We start from the raw sequence: 26,226 nt of genomic DNA, 5'->3' as shown, positions 1-26,226 counted from the left end.
TGGAGCGCTGTTCGGCGCCTGGCTCCCGCGGCGGTCCGTGTGCTGCGGCTCTGCAGCGTCATCACCACTCCTCTTACCTGCGCGATTTACATGCCCGATCCCATGAAGGACTGGATGGCGGTGGCCGCGGCCCCGCGCGCCCACTCCTCGAAGGGCAGGGGACGTGTGATCACGTCGCACTGCGATGCCGTACCGAAGGCGGCCGTGGCGAACGCGTCCCGGATGCCCTCGGCGACCAGGTCGTAGGCGGCCAGGCCCTCCCCGGAGATGATCACCCGTTCGGGACCGAGGATGTTCACCAGGAAGCCGATGGCCTTGCCGATGGCTTCGCCGGCTCGTGCGTAGACCCCTCGGACAGCGGGGTCCGTGTCGTGGGCCAGGTCCAGCGCCTCGGCCGCATCGGTCACCTGCCTGCCCGTGGCCGCACGCACCGCGCGGAGTATCGCGGGGTCGGACGCGATCGCCTCCACGCATCCCCGGTTGCCGCAGTGGCACAGCGGTCCGAGAGGGTCGAGGGACAGATGCCCGATCTCGCCGGCGACTCCGTGCGCACCGGACACCACCTGTCCGTGTACGACCAGGCCACAGCCGATGCCGGCGCCCACGGTCACCAGCGCGAAGTCCGAGAGGCCCACTCCGGCCCCGAACCAGTGCTCGGCGACGGTGAGTGCCCGCACGTCGTTGTCGACCGTGACCGGCAGCCCGGTCGCGGTCCCGGCGATCTCGGCGAGCGGTACGTCCCGCCACTCCAGGAAGGGCGAGTAGCGGACCACACCGTCCGTGCGGTCCACGTCCCCCGAGATCGCGATGCCCAGCCCCCGCACCTGCACGCCGAATCCGTCGGCCTCGGTGAGCAACTCCTGCACCAGCGCGGTGACGGCGGGGAGCACCGCCTCCGGCTCCCGTCCCGCGAGCCGGACGTGCCGGGACACTCGGATTCGGCAACACAGATCGGCCAGTACGGCGATGATCTCGTCGCCGGTCACCTTGATCCCGATGAACAGTGCCGTGCCTCCCTCCACCCGCACCAGGTTGGCCGGACGTCCCACGGCGGGCCGCGCCTCTTCGTCCACGCCCTCGACCAGATAGCCGAGCTCCATCAGCGGACGGACCGCCTTGGTGACGGCGGCCGGAGACAGCTTGGTCCGCCGACCCACCTCGGCCCGGGTGAGCGGACCGTGGGAGAGCAGGGTGGTGAAGACCAGGGAGGTGGCCGGCGTCATGGCCGGAAACTTAGAGAGGTTCTTTTTCGCTGTCAATGAAAGAAGCATGGTCCTTTTCAAGGGCATGGCTGGACCACGGATTACCTTGCAAACACAAGCGGAAGCCAGGCGTTGACGCATGACTGTGAGACCAGGCCCGGCCCGGTCCCCACACCCGCGCCCGCCGACTCCCCCTGGGTATCCCGGGAACGCCGCTCAGCGGGGGGCGCCGCGCGGTAGTTGCTGCTCCGCCCAGATGGTCTTGCCCGTGGCGGTGTACCGCGTGCCCCAGCGCTGGGCGACCTGCGCGACCAGGAAGAGACCTCGCCCTCCCTCGTCGGTGCTGCGGGCACGGCGCATATGGGGCGAGGTGTTGCTGGCGTCCGACACCTCGCAGATGAGAGTCCGCTCGTGGATCAGACGCAGGCCGATCGGCCCGCAGGCATGGGTGATGGCGTTGGTGATCAGCTCGCTCACGATCAGCTCGGTGGTGAAGGCGACGTCCTCCAGACCCCACGCGGCCAGTTGCCGGGCGGTGTTGTCACGCGCCTCGTGCACTGCCCGGGGATCGGCGGGCACCTCCCAGGAGGTCACGCGGTCGGCGGCGAGGGCGCGGGTCCGGGCGATGAGGAAGGCGACGTCGTCGTGCGGATGGCCCGGCAGCAGGATGCGGACCATCGTGTCGCAGATCTCCTCCAGCGGCCGGTCGGGGTGGGCCAGGGCGAAGCAGAGCCGCTCGAAGCCGACATCGACATCGCGGTCCGAGGCCTCGATCAGACCGTCGGTGTAGAGGGCCACGACGCTTCCCTCCTCCAGTTCGATCTCGGCCGACTCGAAGGGCAGACCGCCCAGCCCCAGCGGGGGGCCCGCGGGGATGTCGGGGAGTTCGACCGGCTCGCTGAGGTGGGCGATGGCGGGAGTGGGGTGTCCGGCGCGCGCCACGCTGAGTTTCCGCGAGATCGGGTCGTAGACCGCGTAGACGCAGGTCGCCCCGACCACCACCGGTCCGTCCGTGGCCGCTTCCGCCTCGTCCGCCAGGCGCAGGACGAGATCGTCGACGTGGGCGAGAAGCTCGTCGGGGGGCAGGTCCATGTCGGCGAGCGTCTGCACCGCCGCACGCAGCCGGCCCATGCTGGCCGCGGCGTGGATACCGTGCCCGACGACGTCACCCACGACCAGGGCGACGCGGGCGCCGGACAGCGGAATGACGTCGAACCAGTCGCCGCCCACCCCGGCCTCGGCGTCGGTCGGCAGATAGCGGTAGGCGACGTCGACGGCGCAGTGCTCGGGCAGATCAGGAGGAAGCAGACTGGTCTGGAGGGCGAGGGCCGCGTTGTGCTCGCGGACGAAACGCCGGGCGTTGTCCACGCACACCGCGGCCCCCGCCACCAGCTCCTCCACGAGCAGCAGGTCGTCCTCGTCGAACGGTCTTGGGTTCTCCCAGCGCAGCAGCGTGACCACTCCCATCGTCGAGCCCCGCGCCCGAAGAGGCACCACGAGATGGGTGTGCACACCGAGACCGACGAGCTTGGACAGGCGCTGTTGATCATCGGTCAGCCACCACGTCGCCGGGTCCAGCACCGGATCGAGGATCGGCCGGCTTGTCGTCAGGCAACGCTGTTGCGGCGACTTGGACGGGTACCCGGTCGGCTCCCCGATGGGAACGATCGCCTCCGGCAGCTCCTCGCGGATCGACAGGTGTGCCGCCCGTTGGAGCGCGCCGTCGGCGACCGGTCTCGGGGTGAGGTCCCCGGCCGCGAGGACGCCCTGGAAGAGGTCGATCGCCACGAAGTCGGCGAGCTGCGGCACGAGGACCTCGGCCAGTTCCCGCACCGTGCGGTCGAGGTCCAGGGTGGTGCCTATACGCTGTGCCGCCTCGTTGACCAGGGCGAGCCGCTCGCGTGCCCGGTCCTGGGCGGTGAAGTCGACCGCGGTGTGACACACCCCGAGCGTCTTGCCGTCGACGTCCCTCAGCGGGAACGACGAGCGGAGCCTGAGGTTGCCCTGCGCGTTCCGGCGGGACATGCCCTGCGGGGGTGGCACATGCTCCACAGCCGGTGTGACCCGGCCCGATATCAGCGCCTGGCGCGCCTGCCAGTCCACGGCCGACGGCACCCGTCCCGGTTCGAGGGGCTCGGCCGTGCCGCGGCCCTCGACGTGGGCCGCCAGCCCCTCCATGGCGACCAGCACCGGGTTCACCCACTGGAAGCGCAGCTCACTGTCGAGGACGGCGATACCGATCGGCGACTCCTCCAGGAGGCCGCGTACCACCGCCTGATCGAGTTCCCAGCGGCGCGAGTCGGAGGCGTCACAGGCCACGGCGAGCCAGCCGGAGCCCAGCTCCGCCTGCAGCGGACACACCTGTACGGCCAGCTCGACCGGGTGGCCCGACCGGTGCCGCGCGGTGATCAGGCCCTCCCAGCCCTCCCCGACCCGCTCCGCCGCGGACAGCGCGGACGCCGACGCGTACTCACTGGTGAGGAGGGAGGCCGCGGGCTGCCCCAGCACGCTGGACGCCTCATACCCGAGAAGATCCTCCGCCCGTCGGCTCCAGTAGCGGATCAGGCCGTGTACGTCCACGAGAGCGACGGCGGCAGTGGTGATGCCGTACGGATCGCCCCGGTGCGTGTCGGCCAGTTCCCTGAGACCCATCGCGTCGGTCGCATCCACAGGCGGGCTTACTGACACCACGGTCTCACATGGACCCGGGCGTGTCTCCGGACCGGGGCATCACACGGGGGCGTTACTGACGCGGACGCTCGAAGGTCAGCAGCAGTCCCTCCACGGCTCCGGGGCCTATGCGGCCCTTCACGTCGGCGGAGGTAATGGCCTTCAGACCCCAGCCGTCCTCGGCGTGCTTGTTCAGAACCTTCTCCAGCTTGTCGCTGTCCAGCGCGTCGCCGATCAGCGACTCCCGGAAGGTGACGACCTTGTACTCGTACGTGTAACCGCTGCTCATGGGGCGGAGTCCTCCAGACTGCCGGGCCGGGTGGTGGCGCGAGGGCCGGGGCAAGCTAATCATCTTCGGACCCGCCGGCAGAAGGAGGTGGCGTGGGGCGGTCTCGGCGACGCTGGGTGCGCAGCGGGCCGGGAACCTCCGCTTGTCGCAGCGCCGTTGCGCGCCCGGTGTCAGCCGCTCGCGATGCCGTGCGGCCGATGACCGCTCAGGCGAGCGCCTCGAGGTCGTGCCGGGGTTCGGGGCACGGGTTGAGGAGCCGGCCGTCCCTTCCCGACCGGGACCGCTGGGGGATGAGGGGCTGTCGTTCCACGGAAGGTCAACCCCGGGATATTCCGCGTCGTGTGGACGGCGTCGTCCCGCCGTGCGGCGCCGGGCTACTCGGCGGCGGCGAGGATCTGGGCCAACGTCGTGACGGCTTGTTCGGCGTCGTCGCCTACGGCGCGGACGGTCACGGTACTGCCGACGGTGGCCCCCAGGCCCATGACGGCGAGGACACCGGTCGGGTTGACCGTCCGGTCGGTGTACTCCAGCTGTATGGCACTGGTGAATCCGGCTGCGGCGCGGGCGAGTTGGCCCGCGGGTCGGGCGTGGAGGTTGGCGGGCAGGACGACGGCCGTCTCGTGCCTGGGCGCGGCCGTGGTGCTGGTGCTGGTGGAGTCAGAGCTTGTGGACATGACGGGCCTCCTTGGCGGCGTCGGCGACGGTCTTCAGATCGGCACCGGATGCGGCGGTGACGACGGCTGCGACGGCTCCTTCGACGAAGGGCGCATCGACGATCAGCACGTCGGGGCGGGGATGGTCTTCCAGGACGGTGCGGGCGGTCAGCACGGAGCTGCCGAGGTCTGGCAGGACGACGACACCCCCGCCCCGGTCGACGCTGCGGATGGCGTCGAGGACGAGGTCGTAGCTGGTGCCGATGCGGCCGTCGTCGGTGCCTCCGGCGGTGGCGAGGGGGACCGTGTCGGAGCCGATCTGCTCCACCAGCAGGCGAAGGCCCGAGGCGAGCTCGGCGCTGTGGGACACGAGTACGATGCCGACAGATGCGCTCATGAACAGGTACCGTAGATGTCGGAACGCTGTTCATCAATAGTGAACCGGGGAGAAAATTTCGATGGTGCAGGCGGTGCAGCGGGCGGTGCAGATTCTGCGGGAGCTCGCGTCCACCGGGCCCCGGCTCGGAGTGACCGAGTTGGCCGACCGCCTGGGTGTGGCCAAGCCGACCGTGCATGCGCTGCTGCGCACGCTGGAGGCCGAGGGGCTGGTGGTGCAGGACCGTGACAGCTCGAAGTACCAGCTCGGGCCCGACCTGCTGCAGCTTGGCAACGCCTACCTGGACACCCAGGAGCTGCGGACCCGCTCGCTGACCTGGGCGGACCAGCTCGCGAACCAGGTGAACGAGGCGGTCTGGGTGGCCGTGCTCACCGGTGACCACGTCCTGGTGGTGCACCACGCCTTCAGGCCTGAGGGAGCCGTGCAGATCCTCGAGGTGGGTGCCAGCATCCCGTGGAGCACGTGTGCCCTGGGCAAGGCCATCGTGGCCTTCCTTCCGGCCGGCGAGCGTGAGCGGCTGCTCACGGGTGCACCGGCGGTGCTCACCGGCGCCAGCATCACCGCCCCGGAGAAGCTGGCGGGGCAGCTGAAGGAAGTCCTCGGGACGGGGTACGCCGTCGAGGACCAGGAATCCGCCATCGGTGACGCGGGCATCGCCTCTCCCGTCTTCGATCGCTCCGGCGAGGTGGTCGGCGCTCTGGGCATTGTCGGTCCCGTCGAGCGGCTGCTGGCTGAATCGGCACGTCAGGAGCTTGCGGTCGCCGTCCGGGAGACCGCCCGAAACCTCTCCCGTGACCTGGGCGCCCCCCGCGGGGTGGTCGCCCGCACCACGATGACCTGATCTTCCCGGCAGCCCGGTGGCGGCTGTCGTCCTCCCCGTCGCCCCCTTGATCCAGGCCCCTCGGCATGCTGCCGTGGGGCCGTCTTCTTGCTCCCGGGAACGCGACTTCATGTCAACGGAACGCGAGGGCCCCCGAACCTCTTGACAGGCCGGAAACATGGCCTTAATTTCCGGAACAACGTTCATCCATGATGAACGCACTGTTGATGAACGTACTGCCACCCGGATGCTCAATCCGCCCGGCTTCCCCCCTGAGCGGCCGCCAGGCTGCCCCGACCCTGATCAAGCTGGCGGCCACCTTCACAGCCCGCTCCCCGCGGAGGAGGTGAGACGCCCAAGCCGCCCCTCGGCGCTGGGCGCCTTCCATGGAAGAAAACACCTACCCACAGAAGCTTGTGGCCGAGATGCTGGGCACCGCGATGCTGGTGTTCATCGGCGTCGGTTCCGTCCCCGCAACACTCATCGTCAACGGCAAGGCCCCGTTCACCTTCGCCGACCTGGGCATGATCTCGCTGGCGTTCGCCACGGTCGTCATCGCGATGATCTACGCGATCGGCCACATCTCCGGCTGCCAGATCAACCCGGCCATCACCCTCGCGCTCGCCGCGACGAAGAAGATGCCCTGGCGGGAGGCCCCCGGCTATATAGCCGCCCAGGTCGTCGGCGCGGTCCTGGGAGCCCTGGCGATCATCGGGGTGCTCGGCCACCAGGCCGTGACCGTCGGTCTGGGCATCGCCTCTTACGGCCCCCAGGTCACTGCCGGACAGGCCTTCTTCGCCGAAGCCTTCGGCACCGCCATCCTTGCCTTCGTCGTCTTCGGTGCGATCGACCACCGCGCCGCCGGTGGCTTCGCCGGACTTGCCATCGGTCTGGCGGTGTTCGCCATCATCATGGTGGTCGGACCCGCCACCAGCTCCGCGATCAACCCCGCCCGAGTCGTTGGCCCCATGCTGATCGGCCAGGTCTTCAACGGCACGGTCCACTGGAACCAACTGCCTGTCTATCTGATTGCCGATGTCGTGGGCGCGGTTGCCGCCGGTGTCCTGTACGTCGCACTGAACGCCCGCCGTGGCACCACCACCGCCACCGATGCGACGGCCGAGCCGGTCGCCGCCGCTGAAGGAGCCCTGTCATGAAGAAGTTCATCAACGCCCCTGAAGCGGTGCTGGCCGAAGCGCTGTCCGGGATCGCCGCTGCCCACCCCGAACTGAAGATCGACGCGGAGAACAGGGTGATCTCCCGCACCGAGGGCACCAAACCGGGCAAGGTCGCCCTCGTCTCCGGCGGCGGATCCGGGCACGAACCCCTGCACGGCGGCTTCGTGGGCCGAGGCATGCTCGACGCCGCCTGCCCCGGCGAGGTGTTCACCTCGCCCGTGCCCGGCCAGATGCTGGCCGCGGCCCAGGCCGTCGACGGCGGCGCGGGCGTGCTGTTCGTCGTGAAGAACTACACCGGCGACGTCCTCAACTTCCAGATGGCCGCCGAACTGGCCGCCGAGGAAGGCGTCACCGTGGAGACCGTCCTGGTCGACGACGACGTCGCCGTCCAGGACTCCACCTGGACCGCCGGGCGCCGAGGCACCGGGGCAACCGTCTTCGTGGAGAAGATCGCCGGCGCGCTCGCCGAGCAGGGCGCCGACCTCGCCGCCGTGGCGGAGATGGCCAAGAGGGTGAACGCCGCCTCCCGGTCGTTCGCGGTGGCGCTGACCGCCTGCACCACGCCCGCCTCCGGCAAGCCCGGATTCGACCTGCCCGAGGACGAGATGGAGGTCGGCGTCGGCATCCACGGCGAACCCGGCCGCCGCCGCGAGAAGCTCGGACCAGCCAAGGACATCGTGGCAACGGCGCTGGAAGCGGTCCTCGCCGACCAGCCGCTCGTTGCCGGTGACGAGACCATCGTCATGGTCAACGGCCTGGGCGGCACACCACTCATCGAGCTGTACGTGGTCTTCGGCGAGGTTGCCGCCGCCCTCGCGGACAAGGGCGTGGTCGTCGCCCGCAGCCTCGTCGGCAACTACGTGACCAGCCTGGACATGGCGGGCGTTTCTCTCACCGTGTGCAAGGCCGATGCCGACATGCTGTCCCTGTGGGACGCGCCCGTGAACACTCCGGCCCTGCGCTGGGGCATCTGAACCGAGCCGGGGGCGGGCCACGCGCGACGCGAGGACCGGGCCGGAGCCTTCCCACTGCCAGCCGGCCCGGACCGCACCCTCGCGTCTTCCCCCGCCCCCGGCTCACCCCACCCTCTGCCCAGCCCCCTACCGACCATGAACGGAGACTCCGTGGACACCGACCTCGCCCGCACGTGGGTGCAGGCCATCGCAGCGGCCGTGGACAAGCGCAAGGACCACCTCACCCAGCTCGACTCGGCCATCGGCGACGCCGACCACGGCACCAACATGCACCGCGGCTTCTCCGCCGCCGTCACCGCCCTGACCGACTACGAGCCGGACACCGTCGGGGCCGTACTGGTCAAGACCGGCACCACCCTCATCTCCACCGTCGGCGGCGCCTCCGGACCGCTCTACGGCGGCGCCTTCCGCGCCATCGGCAAGGCCCTGGACACCCCAACCGCCGACCCACAGCAGGTCGCCGCCGCGCTGGCCGCCGGCCTCGCGAGCATCGAGAAGCTCGGTGCGGCCGCACCCGGCGACAAGACCATGATCGACGCCTACGCCCCCGCCCTGGCCGCCTTCCAGCAACAGGCCGACGCCGGAGCCGACTTGGCCGCCGCGGCCGAGGCCGCCGCCGACGCCGCAGAAGAGGGCATGCGCGCCACCACCCCGATGCAGGCACGCAAGGGCCGCGCCTCCTACCTCGGCGCCCGCAGCATCGGCCACCAGGACCCGGGCGCCACCTCCACCGCCCTCGTCTTCCGCGCCCTCGCCGAGACGCTGGCGGCCCGCGCCGAGTCGCTGGGGGCCCGATGACCGACCGTCGTATCTACACCGGGCATGCCGCCGCACCCGGTATAGCCCTCGGTGTCGTCCACCGCACCGACCGGCCACTCACCAGAAGGGCGTTGCCTCATCGCGCCGGCGGCGACCCCACGCAGCAGATCACGGACGCCTTCGACGCCGTCGCCGCCCGCCTGCTCGACCTGTCCGTCTCGCTGCGCGCACAGGGCAAGGACGAACAGGCCGACATCATGGAGGTGAACAGCTACATCGCCCAGGACCAGGACCTGCGCGACCAGGCAGTCAAGAGGGCGAACGACGGCGAGCCGGTATCCGTTGCGGTCCGCCAGGCCATCGACGCCTACGCCGGAACCATCGCCGCCCTGGACGATCCCACCCTCGCCGAACGCGCCGCGGACGTCCGGCAGGTCGGCCGCCGCGTCCTGGCCCACCTCCACGGCGAGACCGGCCCCGCCCCCGACCGGCCGCTCGTCCTGGTCGCCCACGAGATCGGGGCCGCCGACCTGCTGGAACCCGGCCTGACGGTGACCGCCGCCATCTCCGTGACCGGCGGCCCGAATTCGCACGCCGCGATCGTCGCCCGCTCGCTGGGCATCCCGTTCCTCCTGGCCGTCGCGCCCCAGCTGCTCGAACTGCCGGACGGGCAGGAGATCCTGCTCGACGCCGACCGGGCCAACGCGGTCGCCCACCCCGGCGACGAGGAACGTGCCAGGGCCCTGCACGTGATGGAGGCCGCCCGAGAGCGCAGGCTCGCCCTTGCCGAAGAGCGTCACCTGCCCGCCGAGACACTCGACCAGCACCGCATCGTGCTGCGGGCCAACGTGGCCACCGCGGCCGAGGCCCGCGCGGCCGTGACGACGGGCGCGGAAGGTGTCGGCCTGCTCCGCACCGAGCTGCCCTTCCTCAACCATCCCGCCTGGCCGACCCGCGAACAGCACGCGGTCAACCTCGTCCCCGTGCTGCGCGCGCTCGCCGGGCAGGTGGTCACGGCCCGCACCCTCGACTTCGCCGACGACAAACTGCCCCCGTTCCTCGCAGAGGGCCGCGAGAACGGGCGGCTCGGGCGCGGCCTGCCCCTCATGCTCGCCCAACCCGACGCCTTCGCCGACCAGTTCCGCAGCCTGCTGAGCGCCGGAGCCGACACCGACCTGCGCATCATGATCCCCATGGTCGCGAGCGTCGACGAACTGCGCGCCTGCCGACGCCTCCTCGAGACAGCGGCCACCGAAGCCGGTGTACCGGTGCCACCCCTGGGCATCATGGTGGAACTCCCCGAAGCGGTCGCCGCGGCCGACGACCTCGCCCGCGAAGCCTCCTTCTTCTCCATCGGCAGCAACGACCTCACCTGCCAGACCCTGGGCCTGGACCGGCGCGACCCGAACGCCACTCCCGCCATGGCGGCACACCCCGCCGTACTCGACGCCATCTCACGGGTCGTCACCGCCGCGCACCGTCACGATCGTCAAGTCTCCGTCTGCGGCGACGCCGCCGCACACCCCCTCGTGACACCGCTCCTCATCGGACTCGGCTGCGACAGTCTCTCGGTCGGCCCCGCCGCCCTCGACGAGGTCCGCGCCCGCATCCGCCGGCTCCGCCACGACACCTGTGTCTCCCTGGCCGCGGCGGCCCTGACCCGTGAAACCCCCGAAGAGATCTGGCGACTCGTCGAGCAGTGCTGTCGGCCGTCGCTGCCCTGACGACATGATCGGACACGCCGTCACGGCACGCGCTCGGCCGACAAGCGGCCGACAAGCAGTAGGACGCCCCTCGCCTACGCCTCATGTGTGCTGAATCCGTTCCAGCGAGGCCCTTCCACGTGGGCGCGAGCCCGAAGAACCCCCTGGGCCCCGGCGCCGGGCGTGTGGCTCGGTGCCGGGGCCTGTGTGAGCTACCTGCCGAAGACGACGGTGTTGTTGCACCCCTGCGTCGAGCCGATGTTGGTGGTCTGCGAGCCAGGTGAGCCCTTGCCGCCGGACACGTTGCCCGCCCGGCCGTTCTCGTACCCGGACTCGCCCTGTACGTCGACGTTCTTTTCGTCCGTCGTGCATGTGGTGCTCTGGCTGACGACGATCGTCGTGCTCTCTCGACCGTGGTGTCCGTGTCCGTGCCCGTGTCCGTGCCCGTGTCCCTGCCCGTGGGCGTAGGCGGTGCCGGCGCCGAGGAAGCCGACGGTGCCGAGGAGGACGGCCGCGATAGCGGTCTTGCGAGACTTGCGCATGTCTTCTCCGAGCGTTGAAGCGGCCGCGTACGCGATCCGCCACGTCATAAGGTGACGAGAGATTAATTTGCAAATGTCCGATATCTGCTCGTCGGCACGCCGGATCGTCTGATGAACGAGCATGGGCGTCGGCCCCGGCTGCCAGCCCAAGTCCCTTGTGCGGTAAAGGCGTTGCGAGGCCAAGTGCGGGCGCAGGCGCTCCGCGCAGAACCACCCGTGTGGCCGCGCCGCGAGCCCGAGAGGGCGTGGGCCATTCGGCGCTGAACTCGGGGCACCGACGAAACTCCCGTGTGGCGTCGACGAGTTCGCCCCGGGGTGGCGGGCGGTCTGATTGTCGTTAGAGATCAGGAGGGTGTGGGGGTAGGGGAAGTCGTTCCAGCTCCGGCCTCCACCGTTCCGCACGACCTCGCCGACCGCGCCGGCATCGCGTTCGTCGGCCTCGACGAGGCCAGGACCTGGGAGGTGCGGGCCTCGAAACGACCGACGTGCGGCGGCTGTTGAGACATCCGCACATCCTCGTCGTCAAGGACGGCGCCCGATCGGCCACCGCCTTCGGTGACGAGGGCGCGTGCACGGTACCGGCCTTGCGTACGAATGTCGTATAACCCGTCGGCGCGGGCGACGCCTTCGCCGCCGGGTTCCTCGCCGGTCTGCTGAACGGCGGGGACCTGCGGCATGCCCTGCGGCTCGGCCGCATCACGGCGTCGTCCGCGCTCAGGGCGACCGCGGACCGCGGGCCGCTGCCCGACGCGAGGACGATCGAAGTCCGGCGAGGACGGCCGCTCCCGCCGCCCCTGGGCGGGGACGTACGCTGACCCGGGCGATGAGGAGGGTGGATGAGTGACACCGCGTGTCCCGGTGCGGTGCTGGTCGTCGACGACGACGCGGCGATCCGGCGGTCGCTGGAGCGCGGCCTGCGGCTGAACGGCTTCGCGGTGCACACCGCCGCCGACGGACCCGAGGCGCTCGCCGCGATCGAGCAGGCACCGCCCGATGTCCTGGTGCTCGACGTGTCGATGCCCGGCATGAGCGGCATCGAGGTGTGCACCCGGCTCCGCGGCGCGGGCCGGGACCTGCCCGTGCTCATGCTCTCCGCCCTGGACGAGACCGCCGACCGTATCGCCGGACTCCAGGCGGGCGGCGACGACTACCTGGTCAAGCCGTTCGCCTTGCAGGAACTGGTGTTGCGCCTGCACGCGTTGCTGCGCCGCCGGCCTCCCGCCGACCGGGCGGTGCTGCGGGTGGCGGACGTGGTCGTCGACCCGGGGGCGCGCACCGCCGAGCGGGCGGGTCGTCCGCTGGATCTGACCCGTCGCGAGTTCGAACTCCTCGAGGTGCTCGCCCGCAACGCGGGACTCGTCCTCACCCGCGACCAGCTCCTGGAACGCGTGTGGGGCTACGACTTCGACGTGCGTACCGACGCCGTCGACACGTTCGTCAGCTATCTGCGGCGCAAGCTCGAGGCGGACGGACGGCCCCGGCTGATCCACACCGTGCGCGGAGTCGGCTTCGTGCTGAGGGAGGCCCGGGACACACCGTGAGACTCTCCACCCGTATCGGCCTCGCCGTCGGCTGCACCGTCCCGCTGCTGGTCCTCGCCTCCGGCTGGCTGTTGCTGCACCTGGTCGCCCGTGATCTGCACCGTGCCGAGGACCAGCATCTGCGCGAGCGGGCCGTGGCCGTCGCCCCGGACGCCCGGTCGCTGCTGCGGGCCACGGAGAACGGCCGGCCCCAGGCCGCCGACACCCGGGAACGCAAGCTGTTCAGCGCGGCCCTCGACGTCGGCGTACGCGTCGTCGGACCGGACGCGGACTTCCGCGGCGGTCCGCAGCCCGGCCCGGCCGTGACCCTTCCGACGCGGGCCGCCGGACCGGTCACCGTCCGCGACGGCAACCGCAGCTGGCGGGCTCTGGCCCGCCCCATCCGGGGCACCACCGTCAGCGGCACGCTGTGGGTCTTCTCGACCGACACCGCCGACCGCACCCAACTCCGGCTCGTGCGACGGCGCGTGATCCTCAGCGCGCTGCTCGCCGCGCCCCTGTCCGGGCTGCTCGCCTGGGGCCTGGCCGGCGGCGCGAGTGCCCCGCTGCGCCGCCTCACCCGCCGTACCGCCGGCCTCGACCCGCGCACCAGCAGCGCCCGCCTCGACGACCGGCGCACCGGGGTGAGGGAGGTCGACGAGCTGGCCGCCACCCTACGGACCGTCCTCGCCCGCTACGACGAACAGGCCGCCCGCACCGCCGAGGCCCTGGACACCGCCCGCTCCTTCTCCGCCGCCGCGGCGCACGAACTGCGCACCCCGCTGATGAGCATGGGCACCAACCTCGACATCCTCGCCGACCACCCGGACCTGCCCGCGGCCGACCTCACCGAGGTCCTCGCCGACCTGCGGCGCGAACACGCCCGGCTGCTCGGCCTGCTCGTGATGCTGCGTGAGCTGGGCCGCGGGGACCTGGTGGAGGCGGAGGCGTTCCGCGATGTCGACCTCGCCGACGTGGCGGACGCGGCCGCAGCCGAGGCACGCCGCCGGGACCCGGACGCCGAGATCACGCTGGACGCCGCCCCCGGGCTCACCGTGCACGGCTGGGAGCCGGGCCTCAGGCTGCTGCTGGACAACCTGCTCGGCAACGCCCTGACCCACGGCCGGGACACGAGGGGCCGGGCATGGATCCGGCTGGGCGTGCGCCGGGCGGCGGACCAGGTCCTGATCACGGTGGACGACCACGGGCCCGGCGTGCCGCCCGACGCCCGGAGCCGGATCTTCGAGCGGTTCCAGCGGGGCCCGGACAGCGCGGGCTCCGGGCTCGGTCTCACGCTCGTGGCCCAGCAGGCGGCACTGCACCGGGGCGGCGTCACGGTGACGGACGGGCTGAACGGCGTCGGCGCCCGCTTCGAGGTGAGGCTGCCCTCGGGCGGCGGCGGACTTCCCGACCGGCGGAACTGGCTCATCGGCACAGCCGGGACGAACCGGTCACAGAGTTTCCCCAAAGACGCTCCCTAGCCTCCCCGCACGAAGGACGGACGACTGGCCGTCCGAGGAAGTGAACGGAGAGGCGCATGTACGTACGACGACCGACGCGCACGCTGCTCGCGGGGCTCGCCGTGACAGCCGTCCTGGCCGGCACGGCGGGGGCGGCCGCCGCGGCCGACAGCACACCTACCGCGAAGCCGGCCGGTGACGGGGCCCGCGTCCTGTGTAAGCGGGTGCCGAAGATCGACCGCCGGATCGCACGGGCGCTGAAGCGGCTCGACGCCGGCGCCGGCACGCGTGGCTCGGTGGCACGGCTGCAGAAGCGGGTCGACAACGCGAAGAAGGCGGGCCACACCGAGATCGGCACCTATCTCCAGAACCGGCTGGACTTCCGCAAGTCGCTGCGGACCAACCTGGAGCAGCGCCAGAAGGACCTGGCCTCCGTCAAGACCTGGTGCGCGGCCCACAGCAACGGCACGGCGACCAGTTGATGCGGGTCCCGCTCCTGGTCCGCACGGCGACGGCGGCCGCCGCGCTGGTGGCGCTCACCGCGGGCTGCGCCCACCACGACGGCGTCTCCCCGAAGGCCACGTCGGACGCCGGGTCCGCCACGGCTCCCTCCGCCGGGCCTTCGCAACCGGCGGAGATCGGGCCCTCGCAACTGGCGGAGATGCGGAAGAAGGTGGACGCGGCCGAATCCGCGGCCGCCGCGGCCGACCGCGACGCGGCGGGCACCGCCGACCGCTGACCGTGCGGGGAGCGCCGCCCGGCGCTCCCCGCACGGCACCCACCGACGCGCCGAGCAGGTGTCACCCCGTGGCGATCACCGTCCGCTCGGTGCCGTCCTCCGCCTGCGACGCGCTCTCCCGCGCCGTACGCCCGCGCAGTGCCGTCAGCACCACAAGTGCCGACAGCAGGGCGGCCGAGCCGCACACCACGAAGCCGATCGCGTAGCCGTGGCCGAGGGCGTCGAGGGCGTACGCGCGGGCCGCGCCCGGTGGGGAGGTGGCGGGGACGGAGTTCAGGGCGAGGGGGCCGCCCTCCTTCAGCACTTCGTGCGCCGCCGCCCTCGACTCCGCGTTCAGGGACGATGAGGTGGCCAGCGAGGTGGTCGCCCGGGACGCCGCCTGGCTCAGTGCGACCGCGCCGATGACCGCCGGGCCGAGAGTGAAGCCGAAGTCGCGCAGCAGGTTGGTGGCGGCGCTGGCCATGCCCGCGAGCGGCACCGGGACCGTGTCGACGGCGGTCGCGGTGATCGACGACACCGTGAAGGCGAAGCCGACACCGACCAGTCCGAGCGGCAGGATCAGCGAGGTCAGGTTCCGGTCGCCGACGTCGAGCCCGGCGGCCAGGAAGTCCCCCGTGGCGATCAGCGCCAGACCGGCGGTGAGCAGCGTCCGCGCGGGCAGCCGGTGCAGCAGCCGGGAGGTCAGCGGGGTGAGGACCGGGGTGATGCCGTTGAGCAGCAGGAACGCGAAGGCGGTGCGCATCGGGCTCTGGTGCTGGATGGGGCCGAGCCGGATGCTCGCCGCGTAGGCCGTGCCCAGAAAGCTGAACATGCCCACGACCGCGACGACCGACGCGATCGCGAACGAGCGGTTGCGGAACAGGTCCAGGCGCAGGAGGGGAGAGCGGGCCCGGCTCTCGGCCGCCACGAACAGGCCGAGGAACACAGCGGCGATCACGAACGCCACGGCCACCGGAGCCGATCCCCAGCCGTCCGTCGGCCCCTGGATGACGGCGTACAGCAGCGCGAACAGGCCGACCCCGATGGTGATCTGGCCGCCGATGTCGAGTGAACGCCCCTCGGGTGCCCGGGAGTTGGTGGCGAGCCACAGGCTCACGAGGGCGCTGACCGCGGCCAGCACGGCGACCACCACGAACGCCGACCGCCACGAGCCGTAGGTGCCGGTGACACCACCGAGCAGCGGAGCGAGGAAGCCGCCCGCGGAGAGGCTGGAGGCCCACAGGGCGATGGCGCGGGCGCGCCGGGCGCCGGTGTGGGTGCCGGCCGCGATCATGGCGAGCGAGGTGGGGAAGAGCGCGGCGGCGCCGAGACCGGCCAGCGCCTGCCCCACCCACAGCTGATGGATGCCGGAGGCGCTCGCGGCGACGACCTCTCCCGCGCACATCAGCGCGCCGCCGCCGACGAGGAGCCCTTTGCGGCCGAAGAGGTCGCCCAGCACGCCGAAGCTGAGTTCGAGGACGGCGACGGGCAGCAGGAACGCGTCGGAGATCCAGGTCAGTTGGGAGCCCATCGGGTGGAGGTGCTCCTGGAACAGCCCGTTGAGGGTGGCCGGTATGGCCAGCCCGATCTGGGCGAGACACACGGCGAGACAGCCGGCGACGAGTGTGCCGAGGGGGAGCGAACTGCGCGGGGCGGCGGATGCGTCGGACATGAGCGGGTCCCAACGTCAGTGGCGGGTGGGGTACGTCGGCCGGTCGCGGCCGACCGTGAGTCGAGCCGGGCGGTACGGGGCGTACGCCGCCCCGTCCAGACCGAGCGCGGTGGCGGACCGCTGGAGCGCGGCCGGTGTCGCGGCCTCGTCCCAGTGGCCGGTGGTGACGCGGTGTTCGAGTGCGTGCAGGGCGGCCACGGTCTCGGCCGTGGTGAACGTGCAGTGGCCCTGCCGCTCGACGTAGGCCTGCCGCAGCAGCGTGCCGTCCCCGGCCGCCCGCACCCGGTCGCCGAACCGCCGTTCCTGTTCGACCGGGACGAGGTTGTCTGCGATCGTGTGCACGTCCAGCAGCGGCACGCCCAGGCCCTGACCGGCGGAGGAGGTGCGCTGCGCGGTACGGACCGCGGCGGGGTCGGCGCTGATCGAGGCGCCCCGGGTCAGCGAGGCGAGGTCGGCGCCCAGGTCGAGCCCGGCCGCCCGGTACAGCGCGCGGACCTGCGGGGCGTGGACGGAACCGGCGAGCAGCCGGGCGTAGTCGACGCCCCGGTTCCAGGAGTTGTTGCCGCCGACGGACTGCTCGACGGCGTACCGGCCGCCCTCGACGAACGACAGGATGCCCTGCGCGAACCAGGCGTACTGCTGCCCCTCCTGGCCCGCCCAGTCGGCCGGCGCGGGCCGGTCCCTCCCGGGAGCCCAGGCCGGCAGGTTGAGGAAGGCCGCGGCCAGCGCGATCCGGGCGCGGCCCTGCGGAGTGGCCTGGGCGGTGGTGACGGCGTCGGTGAGCCTCGTGGCGGTGGCGGCGGCGTCGTCGGCGGAGCCGAAGCGGACCAGGCCGACGTCCTGCCCCGGCAGCAGCAGCCGGGCGATGGTGTACTCGGCGTCGAGCTGGTAGTTGTCCAGGTCCGTGGCGCCCGCGACCAGGCCGCACAGGCCGAGCGCGCCGTCGACGCGGCCCGCACCGTCGCGGGCGATCTGCGCGTTCACGAGCCCGCCCATGGACTGGCCGACGGCCAGGGTCCGCCGTGGGGCGCCGATCCGCGCGGCGACGGCGTCGAGCGTGCCGAACTGGTCGCGTTCGGCGCTGTTCAGGGCCCACATCGAGCCATGGGGGTCGTACGACGACCCGGCCATCGCATAGCCCTCGGCGAGCAACTCGGTGCGTACGGCCTCGGAGGGGGCGTCGTTGGCGAGGGTCGGGCCGAAGCCGTGGCTGAACAGCAGCAGGGTGCCGTTCCAGCGGGCGGGGACGTCCGCGATCCAGGTGGCGCCGTCGGAGAGGGTGCCGGTGAGGAGCGTGGTCCCGGTGTCAGCCCGGGCGACAGGGGCGGGGAGCGTGGCGAGGGGCGCGGACGCCAGCGTGGCCACAGCGGCCAGGGCGATGCGCAGACGGGTTCGGGGAGTGCGGCGGGGGGTGCTGGCGCGCATGGCGTCGGCTCCTTCTGGGCGGCTGCGGAGCGGGACTTGGGCAGATGCTCAGTGCACTGAACGAAGGTGCCAGGAATGTAGGGCTGATTTCTTGCGGCCGTCAATGCAATGCACAACATCGCTTGGGTGTGGGGTGCGCGGACGGACGAGGCGAGGGAAAGGCGCTCCGCGAGGGCTACGCCGCCGGAATCGTCTCGATCAGCCGGCGCGCCGCGTCCCGGGCAGGATCCTCCAGCAGGGCGTGGACCGCGCGGAACGTCTGCTCCGCACCGGCCGCGGGCCAGTCCGCCGGCAGGTGCCGCACGGGCAGTCGCGGGTCGCTGCGGATGACCTGGAGCCACTCGGCGGTCAGCCGCAGGCGCAACCCGAGGGCGTCCGCTCCGGCCAGGTCCGCGCCGCCCGCCGCGTACGGCCGCCAGGACGCGTCGAACTCCCGGTAGCGGACGGCCAGTTCACGCAGGTCCCAGGTGTCGTCGATCATCTCGGCGATGTCCATGCCGGTGTCCGCGTGGGCACGGAAGACCTTCACATGCGCGGCCAGGCCCAGTTCGGCGACGATCCCGGAGACGTCGACCTCGCCCGGCGCGATCCACAGCCCGCTGAACAGCGCACCGAAGCCCGCCCACGTCAACTGGGAGCGCAGATCGTGCCGCTGGCGCTGCCACGACTCCGGCAGCGAGAAGCCGAGCAGGGTCCAGGTGCCGTCCCAGTCCCGGTTGACCGCGCCCGTCTTCCAGATGCGCCGCTCGCCGTCGCGCAGGATCGCCTCCGAGCGGTCGGTGAGGCCGACGTAGGTGCGCCGGCCCTCGCGCCGACGGCTCAGCAGACCGCGGCCGACCATGCGGGTGAGGGTGGACCGGGTGGCCTGCTCGCCGACTCCGGCACGCCCGAACACCTCGATGACACTCCCCGTGTACACGCACACCCCACGGCCCAGCACCTCGTCACCGAGAAAGCTGAGCAGGAGGGACTGGGGGCGGGGGACGGGACCGGTCACGCGGATACCTTACGAGGCGGCGCGGGCCCCGAGCCCTCCGCCGTGGCGGGCACCGGCAGATCGACGCGGGGTGGTCGGTGGTCACGGCCGGATGCCTGGCCCCCCGCGCGTCAGTCCAGCCCGTTCCCGGCGACACGCAGCAGCAGCGCGTGCAGGGTCTCCCGTTCGGCGGGGGAGAGCGGGGTGAGCAACTCGTCGGTCACGCGCCGGCCCGCCTGGTCCGTGTCCCGGAGGAACGCGCGGCCGTCCTCGGTCAGGACGACGATGCGGCTGCGGCGGTCGTCGGGGGCGGGGCGGCGCTCCGCGAAGCCCTGCTTCTCCAAGTCGTCCACCAGCCCGACGATCGCGCTCGGGTCGTAACCGAGCCGTGCGCTCAGCTCGCGTTGCAGAGCGCCCTCGCAGGTGGCGAGGAAGCGCAGCACGGCGTAGTGCCGCAGCCGCAGCCCCGACTCCTGCAGGAACGTGTTGAACAACTGGCCGGAGCGCAGGCCGAGGCGGTACAGCAGATAGCCCGTGTCCGCGTGCAGCGTCCGCATCCACGGCTCGTCGGCGTCGATGGGGGTGGGGTTGTCGATGTGCTGGCGGGTGATGGCGGGCTCCCTGGTCTCGGTCCCCGGCGGGCGTTGGTCTCGGCTCCCGCAGGGCTGGTCTCGCGTGCGGATCCCAGCATGACGCACCCGAAGGTCACCAACAACTATTGACGACAACAATTATTGCTCTTAGCTTCGATCTCCAAGCCGCCACCCCGCGCCGGACCGGCGCACCCCATGCGAAGGGACCCGCTCGTGTCCACCATCGATCTGACCGGCAAGGCCGCCGTCGTCACCGGCAGCGGCCGTGGCCTGGGCCTCGCCTACGCCCAAGCCCTCGCCGCCCACGGCGCGTCCGTGGTCGTGAACGACATCGACGAAGCCGTGGCCGAACAGGCCGTCAAGTCCCTCACCGAGGCCGGCGGCACCGCCGTGGCCGAGGTGGTCCCGGTCGGCACCGCCGAGGCGGCCGACCGTCTTGTGCACCGAGCCGTCGAGGAGTTCGGCCGACTCGACATCCTCGTCACCAACGCCGGCATCCTGCGCGACAAGGTGCTGTGGAAGATGACCGACGACGACTTCGACGCGGTGCTCACCACCCACCTCCGGGGCACCTTCACCTGCGCCCGCGCCGCCGCCGTCCGCATGCGCGAGCAGGGCGAGGGCGGCACGCTCGTCCTCGTCGGCTCCCCGGCCGGGCAGCGCGGCAACTTCGGCCAGACCAACTACGCCGCCGCCAAGGCCGGGATCGCCGCCATGGCCCGCACCTGGTCGATGGAACTGGCCCGCGCGCACATCACCGTCAACGCGATCGTGCCGGTCGCCGCGACCGCGATGACCGAGACCATCCCCGCCTTCGCCCCGTATGTCGAGGCCTTGAAGAACGGCGAACCGCTGCCGGCCTTCCTGCGCAAGGGCGAGGGCTTCGGCACCCCGGAGGACTGCGCGGCCCTCGTCCCCTTCCTGGCCTCGGACGCCGCCCGCGGCATCACCGGCCAGTGCATCGGCATCGGCGGCGACAAGGTGGCGCTCTGGTCGCATCCCCAGGAGATCCGGACCGCGTACGCCGACGGCGGCTGGACGCCCGACGGCCTGGCCGACTCCTGGCCCGGCTCGGTCGGCGCCGAGCCGCAGACGGTCGGCATCCCCGCCCCGAAGATCCCGGAGGCATGATGGACATTGAGCACCTGGTCGCCATCGACATCCACACCCACGCGGAGGTCTCCGCCAAGGGCCACTCCTCCCTGGACGACCATCTGCACGACGCCTCCTCCGCCTACTTCAAGGTCGAGGGCAAACGGAAGCCCACCCTGCAGGAGACCGCCGCCTACTACCGCGAGCGACGGATGGCCGCCGTGATCTTCACGGTGGACGCGGAGTCCGCCACCGGCACCGCGCCTGTCCCCAACGAGGAGGTCGCCGAGGCCGCCGCAGCCAACGCGGACGTCCTCATCCCCTTCGCCTCCATCGACCCCTTCCGGGGAAAGGCGGGCGTACGGCAGGCCCGGCGGCTGGTCGAGGAGTACGGGGTGAAGGGCTTCAAGTTCCACCCCAGCATCCAGGGCTTCTTCCCCGACGATCGCTCGGTGACGTACGGCCTGTACGAGGTGATCGAGGAGACCGGCACCATCGCGCTCTTCCACACCGGCCAGACCGGAATCGGCGCCGGAGTCCCCGGCGGGGGCGGCATCCGCCTGAAGTACTCCAACCCGCTCCATGTGGACGACGTCGCCGCCGACTTCCCGCATCTGAAGATCATCCTGGCGCACCCGTCGTTCCCCTGGCAGGACGAGGCCCTGGCGGTGGCGACCCACAAGCCCGGTGTGCACATCGACCTCTCCGGCTGGTCGCCGAAGTACTTCCCGCCGCAGCTCGTCCAGTACGCCAACACGCTGCTGAAGGACAAGGTCCTGTTCGGCTCCGACTTCCCGGTGCTCACCCCGGACCGGTGGCTGGCCGACTTCGCGAAGCTCTCCGTCAAGGACGAGGTCAGGCCCAAGATCCTCAAGGAGAACGCCGCCCGTCTGCTCGGGCTGACGAAACCGTAAGGGGCGTCGGATGCGCAACGAGGGACTGGGTTCGTGGCCCGCCCGCCGGGCCCGCAAGACCCCGCACCGCACCGCCCTGATCCACGGTGATCACTCCACCGACTACCGCACCCTGCACACACGCGTCACCCGCCTCGCCCACGCCCTGCGCGCCCGTGGCGTCAGACGCGGCGACCGCATCGCCCACCTCGGCCCCAACCACCCCGCCTATCTGGAGACGCTGTTCGCCGCCGGCACCCTCGGCGCCGTCTTCGTCCCCCTCAACACCCGCCTCACCGGCCCGGAGATCGCCTACCAGCTCGCCGACTCCGGCGCCAAGGCCCTCGTGCACGGCCCCGCACACGCCGGGCTCGTCGCGGGACTTCCGGACAGCACCGGCGTACGGACGTACATCGAGACCGGCGACGCATACGAACAGGCCCTGGCCTCCGCGTCCGACGAGCCGATCGACGAACCGGTCACCCTCGACGACACCTGCGTCATCATGTACACCTCGGGGACGACCGGCCGCCCCAAGGGCGCGATGCTCACCCACGGGAATCTGACCTGGAACGCCGTCAACGTCCTGGTCGACCACGACCTGACCGCCGGCGAACGCGCGCTGGTCTCCGCCCCGTTGTTCCACACCGCGGGCCTGAACATGCTGACCCTGCCGGTGCTGCTCAAGGGCGGCACCTGTGTCCTGGTGGAGGCCTTCGACCCGGAGAGGACCTTCGAGCTGATCGAACGGCACCGGATCACCTTCATGTTCGGGGTACCGACGATGTTCGACCGGATCGCCCGGCACCCGCGCTGGGCGGGCGCCGACCTCTCCTCGCTCCGCATCCTCACCTGCGGCGGATCACCGGTGCCGACCCCGCTCATCGCCGCCTACCAGGAGCGCGGGCTCACCTTCCTCCAGGGCTACGGCATGACCGAGGCCGCGCCCGGCACCCTCTTCCTGGACGCGGAGCACGCGGTCGCCAAGGCGGGCTCGGCGGGCGTACCGCACTTCTTCAGCGACGTACGGGTCGTACACCCCGACCTGACCCAGGTCGACGTCGGCGAGACCGGCGAAGTCGTGGTGCGCGGACCGCATGTCATGCCCGGCTACTGGGGGCTGCCCGAGGAGACACAGGCCGCCTTCGCGGACGGCTGGTTCCGCAGCGGGGACGCGGCCCGGGTCGACGAGGACGGTTACGTGTACATCGTCGACCGGATCAAGGACATGATCATCTCCGGCGGCGAGAACATCTACCCCGCCGAGATAGAGGACATCCTCCTCGCCCACCCATGCATCGCCGAGTGCGCGGTCATCGGTGTCCCGGACGACACATGGGGCGAGGTGCCCCGCGCGGTCGTCGTTCCTGCCGCGGGAGCCGAACTCGACCCGGACGAGCTGCTGGCCTCCCTGTCCGGCCGGCTTGCCAAGTACAAGATCCCCAAGTCGGTGGTGGTCGCGGCCGAACTCCCGCGCACCGCCTCCGGAAAGCTCCTCAAGTCCCGGGTGCGCCACCGCTACGGCACCCCGACACCCTGAAGAAGAAGGCGACTCATGACCATCACCGTCAACGGCCTGGACGAACTGAAGAAGCTCGCCGGCACCGACCTGGGCACCAGCGAGTGGCTGGAGGTCACACAGGAGCGCATCGACACCTTCGCCGACGCCACCGGCGACCACCAGTGGATCCACACCGACCCGGAGCGCGCGGCCCAGGGCCCCTTCGGCGCGCCGATCGCGCACGGCTACCTCACCCTGTCCCTGTTCATCCCTCTCTTCACGCACCTGCTGGACGTCCAGGGTGTGACCACCAAGGTCAACTACGGCCTGAACAAGGTGCGTTTCCCCGCACCCGTGAAGGTGGGCTCCCGCATACGGCTCGCCGCCCGCCTCGCCTCGGTCGAGGACGTGCCCGGCGGTGTCCAGATCACCGTCGACGGCACGATCGAGGTGGACGGCGGCACGAAGCCGGCCGCCGTCCTGCAGAGTCTGTCCCGCTTCTACGCAACGCCGAGGCCGTAGCGGCGCGGCGCCAGGTGATCGCCTCCTCCGTCCGCGACGGCGACTGCAAGATCACGCCGACCGCGCTGCGGTCGCCGGAGAACCAGTACGCCGCCTCGGTACGGCTGAGGGGCTGCACGCACAGCCACGGCGACTGGTCGTCCCGGTCGGGCCGTGCCGGCGGGTGACGGGACCTTGGTCCGAGGGTGATCCGTCGGGGAGGCTGAGGCCCGCCAGGTCGGCCAGGCGTGGGGACGGCCGGGCGGCCGGCGGGGCGTTGGCCCCCATGGAGAGCGGGTACGGCTCGGTGTCGGCGCCGGACCAAGCCCTCCGGCACCGCGACCGACTGCGCGATCCCATGCACTCGGGTCTGAACGGCGAGGGCCTGAGCCACCCCATGCCCGCGCGGTTGCGCCCATCCGCCCCCAGGGGCCGCTGTCGGCAGCCCGGCGCTCAGGTGCCGGGTGCCCCCGCGCGCAGGCCGGCCATGACCAGGTCGAGGAGCCGGGTGGCGCGTGGCTGCCAGCCGTCGTGTGCGTCGAGCTGCCAGAGACCCGCGATGGCGAGGAAGAAGTCGTCAGCGGTGACACCGGGTCGGATGGTGCCGGCTTCCTCATTGGCGCGCAGCAGGAGTTCGGCCGCTGCCGTCACCGGCGTGGGGGGCGGCTTCGCCGGGCCGCCCGGTGTGCTGGTGGCCTGGCGGATGGCGTCGGCCAGACCCGCCTTCGTCATGGCGAAATCGGCGAGCCGGTCCATCCAGGCGCGCAGCGCCTCATCGGGCGCCCGGGTCTGGAGCAGGTGCGTCGCGTTGTCGGCGACCTGCTGCATCTCGTGGCGGTAGATCTCGAGCACGAGCGATTCGCGGTTGGGGAAGTTGCGGTAGAACGTCCCCTGCCCGACACCGGCCTTCTTGGCGATCACGCTCAGCGGGGTATCCGCGCACCGTGACAGTTCGGCGAGTGCCACTTCCCGGATGCGTTCACGGTTGCGTTGCGCGTCCGAGCGCCGGGGTGAGTCGTTCTGCTGCGGCACTCGTCCTCCTCGGGGGTGCGTGGCCGAACCCCGCCCTTGCTAACCGGACAGCTGTCCGCTACGTTTCCAGGTAATGGACAGCTGTCCGGTTACGTCCACGATAGCTGCGGACGCGACCCTACAGCAGCAGTCAGCTGCCACTTTTCCACCCCAGCACCCGGCTGCCAGACCCCTCCCGTCCGTCCTGGATACGCCCTGTCCTGGAAATTTCTGTCCTGGAATGCGAAAGAAGCTCCTCATGGCCTCATCGACGTCCAGTGTCATCACTTTGAAGATCAACGGCGAGAAGTACACACTGCCCGTCGACCACCGCACCACTCTGCTCGACGCCCTGCGCGAGCGCCTCGATCTCACCGGCACCAAGAAGGGCTGTGACCAGGGGCAATGCGGGGCCTGCACCGTCCTGCTGGACGGTCGCCGGGCCGTCGCCTGCCTGCAGCTGGCCGTGGCGGCGGAGAACCGCGAGATCACCACCATCGAAGGCGTGGCCGACGGTGACCGGCTGCACCCCGTGCAGCAGGCCTTCCTCGATCTGGACGGCTTCCAGTGCGGCTACTGCACTCCGGGACAGATCTGTTCGGCGATCGGAGCGATCGAGGAACACGCGGCGGGCTGGCCGAGCGCCGCCACCGAAGACGTCCGCCCCGAAGCGGGTCCACCCTCCCTGACCGCCGACGAGATCCGGGAGCGGATGAGCGGCAATCTGTGCCGCTGCGGCGCGTACGTCTCGATCGTCGAGGCGGTGGCGCGCGCGGCGGAAGCCCGGACGGACCAGGAACACCCCGATGCCCTCACGGAGGCGAAGGAGGCCGTGGCATGAGGGAGTTCGACTACCAGCGGGCCTGCGACGTCGCCGGCGCCGTCGCCCTGCTCGGCGCCGATCCGGACACCCGCTTCCTCGGCGGCGGCACCAACCTCGTCGACCTCATGAAAGCCGGTGTCGAGCGCCCTGCCCGGCTCGTGGACATCCGCGAACTCCCGCTCGGCGCGATCGAGTCGACGCCCGGGGGAGGGCTGCACATCGGGGCCACCGTGACCAACGGCGACCTGGCCGCCCACCCCGAGGTCCGGCGCCGCTACCCGGCACTCGCGCAGGCCGTGCTGGCCGGCGCGTCCGGGCAACTGCGCAACATGGCCACGGTCGGCGGGAACCTGCTGCAGCGCACCCGCTGCGGCTACTTCACCGACATCACCAAACCCTGCAACAAGCGTGTGCCCGGCAGCGGTTGCCCCGCCATCGAGGGCGAACACCACAACCACGCCGTCCTCGGCGCCTCCGACCACTGCGTGGCCGTACACCCCTCGGACATGGCCGTGGCCCTCACCGCCTTCGACGCCGTCGTCCGCTTCGAAACGGCCGACGGCCCGGGGGAGGTGCCGCTGGCCGACTTCTACCTGCCCGTCGGGGACACCCCGCAGCACGAGACCGCCCTGCCGCCGGGTGCGCTGATCACCGGCATCACGGTGCCGCCCGCCCCGGTGGCCGTCAACTCCCGCTACCGCAAGGTCCGCGAGCGGGCCTCGTACGCGTTCGCCATCGGCTCCCTCGCCGCCGCGCTCGACGTTCGTGTCGTGGCGCCCGAGGGGTACGCCGACGACGCCGTCGTGGCCGCCGCGCGCACCGCGCTGGCCGCCCGGGGCGCCGAGGTCGTCGAG

Annotated in this window: 27 protein-coding genes and 1 pseudogene; 17 read left to right on the top strand and 11 right to left on the bottom strand. The window is 71.6% G+C overall.

Going from position 1 to position 26,226, the window contains the following annotated elements; all coding sequences use genetic code 11:
* Positions 1-86: 86 nt before the first annotated feature.
* The 5 genes from ACWC0C_RS27180 to dhaM all read right to left on the bottom strand — a co-directional run bounded on the left by ACWC0C_RS27180 (position 87) and on the right by dhaM (position 5,211).
* Complete coding sequence (locus ACWC0C_RS27180) at positions 87-1,223, bottom strand: ROK family protein (RefSeq protein WP_450866449.1); 1,137 nt, start codon at positions 1,221-1,223, stop codon at positions 87-89.
* 195 nt (positions 1,224-1,418) lie between these two features.
* Positions 1,419-3,872: a SpoIIE family protein phosphatase gene (locus ACWC0C_RS27175; protein WP_450866447.1), complete on the bottom strand. Its 2,454-nt coding sequence runs from the start codon at positions 3,870-3,872 to the stop codon at positions 1,419-1,421.
* Between the two features lie 73 nt (positions 3,873-3,945).
* Entirely contained in the window at positions 3,946-4,161 is a 216-nt protein-coding gene (locus tag ACWC0C_RS27170; RefSeq protein WP_362115939.1) for a DUF4177 domain-containing protein, read from the bottom strand.
* A 374-nt stretch (positions 4,162-4,535) separates the two neighbouring features.
* The gene (locus tag ACWC0C_RS27165) at positions 4,536-4,835 is read right to left on the bottom strand and encodes an HPr family phosphocarrier protein (protein WP_449194598.1); all 300 of its coding nucleotides are present in this window, start codon (positions 4,833-4,835) and stop codon (positions 4,536-4,538) included.
* The gene (gene dhaM, locus ACWC0C_RS27160) at positions 4,819-5,211 is read right to left on the bottom strand and encodes a dihydroxyacetone kinase phosphoryl donor subunit DhaM (protein WP_450866445.1); all 393 of its coding nucleotides are present in this window, start codon (positions 5,209-5,211) and stop codon (positions 4,819-4,821) included. Before dhaM ends, ACWC0C_RS27165 begins: the two co-directional genes overlap by 17 nt.
* Positions 5,212-5,272: 61 nt before the next feature.
* On the opposite strand from dhaM, the gene ACWC0C_RS27155 reads away from it, so the two are divergent.
* From ACWC0C_RS27155 to ACWC0C_RS27135, 5 genes are all read left to right on the top strand, one after another.
* Positions 5,273-6,052, top strand: coding sequence for an IclR family transcriptional regulator (locus tag ACWC0C_RS27155; RefSeq protein WP_450866444.1), 780 nt, complete (start codon positions 5,273-5,275; stop codon positions 6,050-6,052).
* 365 nt (positions 6,053-6,417) lie between these two features.
* Positions 6,418-7,188, top strand: coding sequence for an MIP/aquaporin family protein (locus ACWC0C_RS27150; RefSeq protein WP_450866443.1), 771 nt, complete (start codon positions 6,418-6,420; stop codon positions 7,186-7,188).
* A complete protein-coding gene (dhaK, locus tag ACWC0C_RS27145; protein ID WP_450866441.1) occupies positions 7,185-8,183 on the top strand; it encodes a dihydroxyacetone kinase subunit DhaK in 999 nt (332 codons plus the stop codon). Before ACWC0C_RS27150 ends, dhaK begins: the two co-directional genes overlap by 4 nt.
* A 135-nt stretch (positions 8,184-8,318) precedes the next feature.
* On the top strand, positions 8,319-8,981 hold the full coding sequence (dhaL, locus tag ACWC0C_RS27140) for a dihydroxyacetone kinase subunit DhaL (protein ID WP_449194377.1): 663 nt from the start codon (positions 8,319-8,321) through the stop codon (positions 8,979-8,981).
* On the top strand, positions 8,978-10,666 hold the full coding sequence (locus ACWC0C_RS27135; RefSeq protein WP_450866439.1) for a phosphoenolpyruvate--protein phosphotransferase: 1,689 nt from the start codon (positions 8,978-8,980) through the stop codon (positions 10,664-10,666). The genes dhaL and ACWC0C_RS27135 overlap by 4 nt, the downstream gene beginning before the upstream one ends.
* 191 nt (positions 10,667-10,857) lie before the next feature.
* Here the strand turns inward: ACWC0C_RS27135 and ACWC0C_RS27130 are convergent, their stop codons facing one another.
* On the bottom strand, positions 10,858-11,187 hold the full coding sequence (locus ACWC0C_RS27130; protein WP_450866437.1) for a hypothetical protein: 330 nt from the start codon (positions 11,185-11,187) through the stop codon (positions 10,858-10,860).
* A gap of 384 nt (positions 11,188-11,571) precedes the next feature.
* Here ACWC0C_RS27130 and ACWC0C_RS27125 point away from each other — a divergent pair.
* The 5 genes and pseudogenes from ACWC0C_RS27125 to ACWC0C_RS27105 form a co-directional block, all read left to right on the top strand.
* Positions 11,572-12,002 (top strand): annotated as a pseudogene (locus tag ACWC0C_RS27125) (carbohydrate kinase family protein); the annotation flags it as partial.
* A gap of 21 nt (positions 12,003-12,023) precedes the next feature.
* On the top strand, positions 12,024-12,728 hold the full coding sequence (locus tag ACWC0C_RS27120) for a response regulator transcription factor (RefSeq protein WP_450866435.1): 705 nt from the start codon (positions 12,024-12,026) through the stop codon (positions 12,726-12,728).
* A complete protein-coding gene (locus ACWC0C_RS27115) occupies positions 12,725-14,188 on the top strand; it encodes an ATP-binding protein (RefSeq protein WP_450866434.1) in 1,464 nt (487 codons plus the stop codon). Before ACWC0C_RS27120 ends, ACWC0C_RS27115 begins: the two co-directional genes overlap by 4 nt.
* 56 nt (positions 14,189-14,244) lie before the next feature.
* Positions 14,245-14,649, top strand: a complete 405-nt coding sequence (locus ACWC0C_RS27110; RefSeq protein ID WP_449194372.1) for a hypothetical protein — start codon at positions 14,245-14,247, stop codon at positions 14,647-14,649.
* Positions 14,649-14,906 (top strand): hypothetical protein, encoded by a 258-nt coding sequence (locus ACWC0C_RS27105; RefSeq protein WP_450866432.1) that lies wholly within the window; start codon positions 14,649-14,651, stop codon positions 14,904-14,906. Before ACWC0C_RS27110 ends, ACWC0C_RS27105 begins: the two co-directional genes overlap by 1 nt.
* Before the next feature lie 61 nt (positions 14,907-14,967).
* Here the strand turns inward: ACWC0C_RS27105 and ACWC0C_RS27100 are convergent, their stop codons facing one another.
* The 4 genes from ACWC0C_RS27100 to ACWC0C_RS27085 form a co-directional block, all read right to left on the bottom strand.
* Entirely contained in the window at positions 14,968-16,557 is a 1,590-nt protein-coding gene (locus ACWC0C_RS27100) for an MFS transporter (protein ID WP_450866431.1), read from the bottom strand.
* Between the two features lie 15 nt (positions 16,558-16,572).
* Positions 16,573-17,982 carry an alpha/beta hydrolase gene (locus ACWC0C_RS27095; protein ID WP_450866430.1) on the bottom strand — a complete coding sequence of 470 codons (1,410 nt, stop codon included), beginning with the start codon at positions 17,980-17,982 and terminating at the stop codon, positions 16,573-16,575.
* A gap of 175 nt (positions 17,983-18,157) precedes the next feature.
* Positions 18,158-18,985, bottom strand: a complete 828-nt coding sequence (locus tag ACWC0C_RS27090) for a PaaX family transcriptional regulator (RefSeq protein ID WP_450866633.1) — start codon at positions 18,983-18,985, stop codon at positions 18,158-18,160.
* A gap of 104 nt (positions 18,986-19,089) precedes the next feature.
* Complete coding sequence (locus ACWC0C_RS27085) at positions 19,090-19,515, bottom strand: MarR family winged helix-turn-helix transcriptional regulator (RefSeq protein ID WP_449194368.1); 426 nt, start codon at positions 19,513-19,515, stop codon at positions 19,090-19,092.
* Between the two features lie 249 nt (positions 19,516-19,764).
* Here ACWC0C_RS27085 and ACWC0C_RS27080 point away from each other — a divergent pair, with 249 nt between their 5' ends.
* The 5 genes from ACWC0C_RS27080 to ACWC0C_RS27060 are packed head-to-tail and all read left to right on the top strand — an operon-like array spanning position 19,765 to position 23,726.
* On the top strand, positions 19,765-20,682 hold the full coding sequence (locus tag ACWC0C_RS27080; RefSeq protein ID WP_450866429.1) for an SDR family NAD(P)-dependent oxidoreductase: 918 nt from the start codon (positions 19,765-19,767) through the stop codon (positions 20,680-20,682).
* On the top strand, positions 20,682-21,557 hold the full coding sequence (locus tag ACWC0C_RS27075; protein WP_450866631.1) for an amidohydrolase family protein: 876 nt from the start codon (positions 20,682-20,684) through the stop codon (positions 21,555-21,557). The genes ACWC0C_RS27080 and ACWC0C_RS27075 overlap by 1 nt, the downstream gene beginning before the upstream one ends.
* Before the next feature lie 10 nt (positions 21,558-21,567).
* On the top strand, positions 21,568-23,076 hold the full coding sequence (menE, locus tag ACWC0C_RS27070) for an o-succinylbenzoate--CoA ligase (protein ID WP_450866427.1): 1,509 nt from the start codon (positions 21,568-21,570) through the stop codon (positions 23,074-23,076).
* A gap of 15 nt (positions 23,077-23,091) precedes the next feature.
* Entirely contained in the window at positions 23,092-23,559 is a 468-nt protein-coding gene (locus ACWC0C_RS27065) for a MaoC family dehydratase (protein ID WP_449194364.1), read from the top strand.
* 14 nt (positions 23,560-23,573) lie between these two features.
* Positions 23,574-23,726, top strand: a complete 153-nt coding sequence (locus ACWC0C_RS27060) for a hypothetical protein (protein ID WP_450866425.1) — start codon at positions 23,574-23,576, stop codon at positions 23,724-23,726.
* 265 nt (positions 23,727-23,991) lie between these two features.
* Here the strand turns inward: ACWC0C_RS27060 and ACWC0C_RS27055 are convergent, their stop codons facing one another.
* Entirely contained in the window at positions 23,992-24,570 is a 579-nt protein-coding gene (locus tag ACWC0C_RS27055) for a TetR/AcrR family transcriptional regulator (protein ID WP_450866424.1), read from the bottom strand.
* 238 nt (positions 24,571-24,808) lie between these two features.
* Here ACWC0C_RS27055 and ACWC0C_RS27050 point away from each other — a divergent pair, with 238 nt between their 5' ends.
* Both ACWC0C_RS27050 and ACWC0C_RS27045 read left to right on the top strand, forming a co-directional pair.
* Entirely contained in the window at positions 24,809-25,390 is a 582-nt protein-coding gene (locus tag ACWC0C_RS27050; protein WP_449194362.1) for a (2Fe-2S)-binding protein, read from the top strand.
* On the top strand, positions 25,387-26,226 hold an 840-nt coding region (locus ACWC0C_RS27045), incomplete at its 3' end, for an FAD binding domain-containing protein (RefSeq protein WP_450866422.1). The genes ACWC0C_RS27050 and ACWC0C_RS27045, both read left to right, overlap by 4 nt.

The organism is Streptomyces sp. NPDC001709 (assembly GCF_053596375.1).
The sequence above is the reverse complement of the archived record's forward strand: the minus strand, read 5'-3'. Positions and strand labels throughout refer to the sequence as shown.

What these genes read in the sequence shown, in the direction of transcription:
- ACWC0C_RS27180 (WP_450866449.1), bottom strand. Translation starts at nt 1,223, where the DNA reads ATGACGCCGGCCACCTCCCTGGTCTTCACCACCCTGCTCTCCCACGGT.
- ACWC0C_RS27170 (WP_362115939.1), bottom strand. Translation starts at nt 4,161, where the DNA reads ATGAGCAGCGGTTACACGTACGAGTACAAGGTCGTCACCTTCCGGGAG.
- ACWC0C_RS27165 (WP_449194598.1), bottom strand. Translation starts at nt 4,835, where the DNA reads ATGTCCACAAGCTCTGACTCCACCAGCACCAGCACCACGGCCGCGCCC.
- dhaM (WP_450866445.1), bottom strand. Translation starts at nt 5,211, where the DNA reads ATGAGCGCATCTGTCGGCATCGTACTCGTGTCCCACAGCGCCGAGCTC.
- ACWC0C_RS27155 (WP_450866444.1), top strand. Translation starts at nt 5,273, where the DNA reads ATGGTGCAGGCGGTGCAGCGGGCGGTGCAGATTCTGCGGGAGCTCGCG.
- ACWC0C_RS27150 (WP_450866443.1), top strand. Translation starts at nt 6,418, where the DNA reads ATGGAAGAAAACACCTACCCACAGAAGCTTGTGGCCGAGATGCTGGGC.
- dhaK (WP_450866441.1), top strand. Translation starts at nt 7,185, where the DNA reads ATGAAGAAGTTCATCAACGCCCCTGAAGCGGTGCTGGCCGAAGCGCTG.
- dhaL (WP_449194377.1), top strand. Translation starts at nt 8,319, where the DNA reads ATGAACGGAGACTCCGTGGACACCGACCTCGCCCGCACGTGGGTGCAG.
- ACWC0C_RS27135 (WP_450866439.1), top strand. Translation starts at nt 8,978, where the DNA reads ATGACCGACCGTCGTATCTACACCGGGCATGCCGCCGCACCCGGTATA.
- ACWC0C_RS27130 (WP_450866437.1), bottom strand. Translation starts at nt 11,187, where the DNA reads ATGCGCAAGTCTCGCAAGACCGCTATCGCGGCCGTCCTCCTCGGCACC.
- ACWC0C_RS27120 (WP_450866435.1), top strand. Translation starts at nt 12,024, where the DNA reads ATGAGTGACACCGCGTGTCCCGGTGCGGTGCTGGTCGTCGACGACGAC.
- ACWC0C_RS27110 (WP_449194372.1), top strand. Translation starts at nt 14,245, where the DNA reads ATGTACGTACGACGACCGACGCGCACGCTGCTCGCGGGGCTCGCCGTG.
- ACWC0C_RS27105 (WP_450866432.1), top strand. Translation starts at nt 14,649, where the DNA reads ATGCGGGTCCCGCTCCTGGTCCGCACGGCGACGGCGGCCGCCGCGCTG.
- ACWC0C_RS27100 (WP_450866431.1), bottom strand. Translation starts at nt 16,557, where the DNA reads ATGTCCGACGCATCCGCCGCCCCGCGCAGTTCGCTCCCCCTCGGCACA.
- ACWC0C_RS27095 (WP_450866430.1), bottom strand. Translation starts at nt 17,982, where the DNA reads ATGCGCGCCAGCACCCCCCGCCGCACTCCCCGAACCCGTCTGCGCATC.
- ACWC0C_RS27085 (WP_449194368.1), bottom strand. Translation starts at nt 19,515, where the DNA reads ATGCGGACGCTGCACGCGGACACGGGCTATCTGCTGTACCGCCTCGGC.
- ACWC0C_RS27075 (WP_450866631.1), top strand. Translation starts at nt 20,682, where the DNA reads ATGGACATTGAGCACCTGGTCGCCATCGACATCCACACCCACGCGGAG.
- menE (WP_450866427.1), top strand. Translation starts at nt 21,568, where the DNA reads ATGCGCAACGAGGGACTGGGTTCGTGGCCCGCCCGCCGGGCCCGCAAG.
- ACWC0C_RS27065 (WP_449194364.1), top strand. Translation starts at nt 23,092, where the DNA reads ATGACCATCACCGTCAACGGCCTGGACGAACTGAAGAAGCTCGCCGGC.
- ACWC0C_RS27050 (WP_449194362.1), top strand. Translation starts at nt 24,809, where the DNA reads ATGGCCTCATCGACGTCCAGTGTCATCACTTTGAAGATCAACGGCGAG.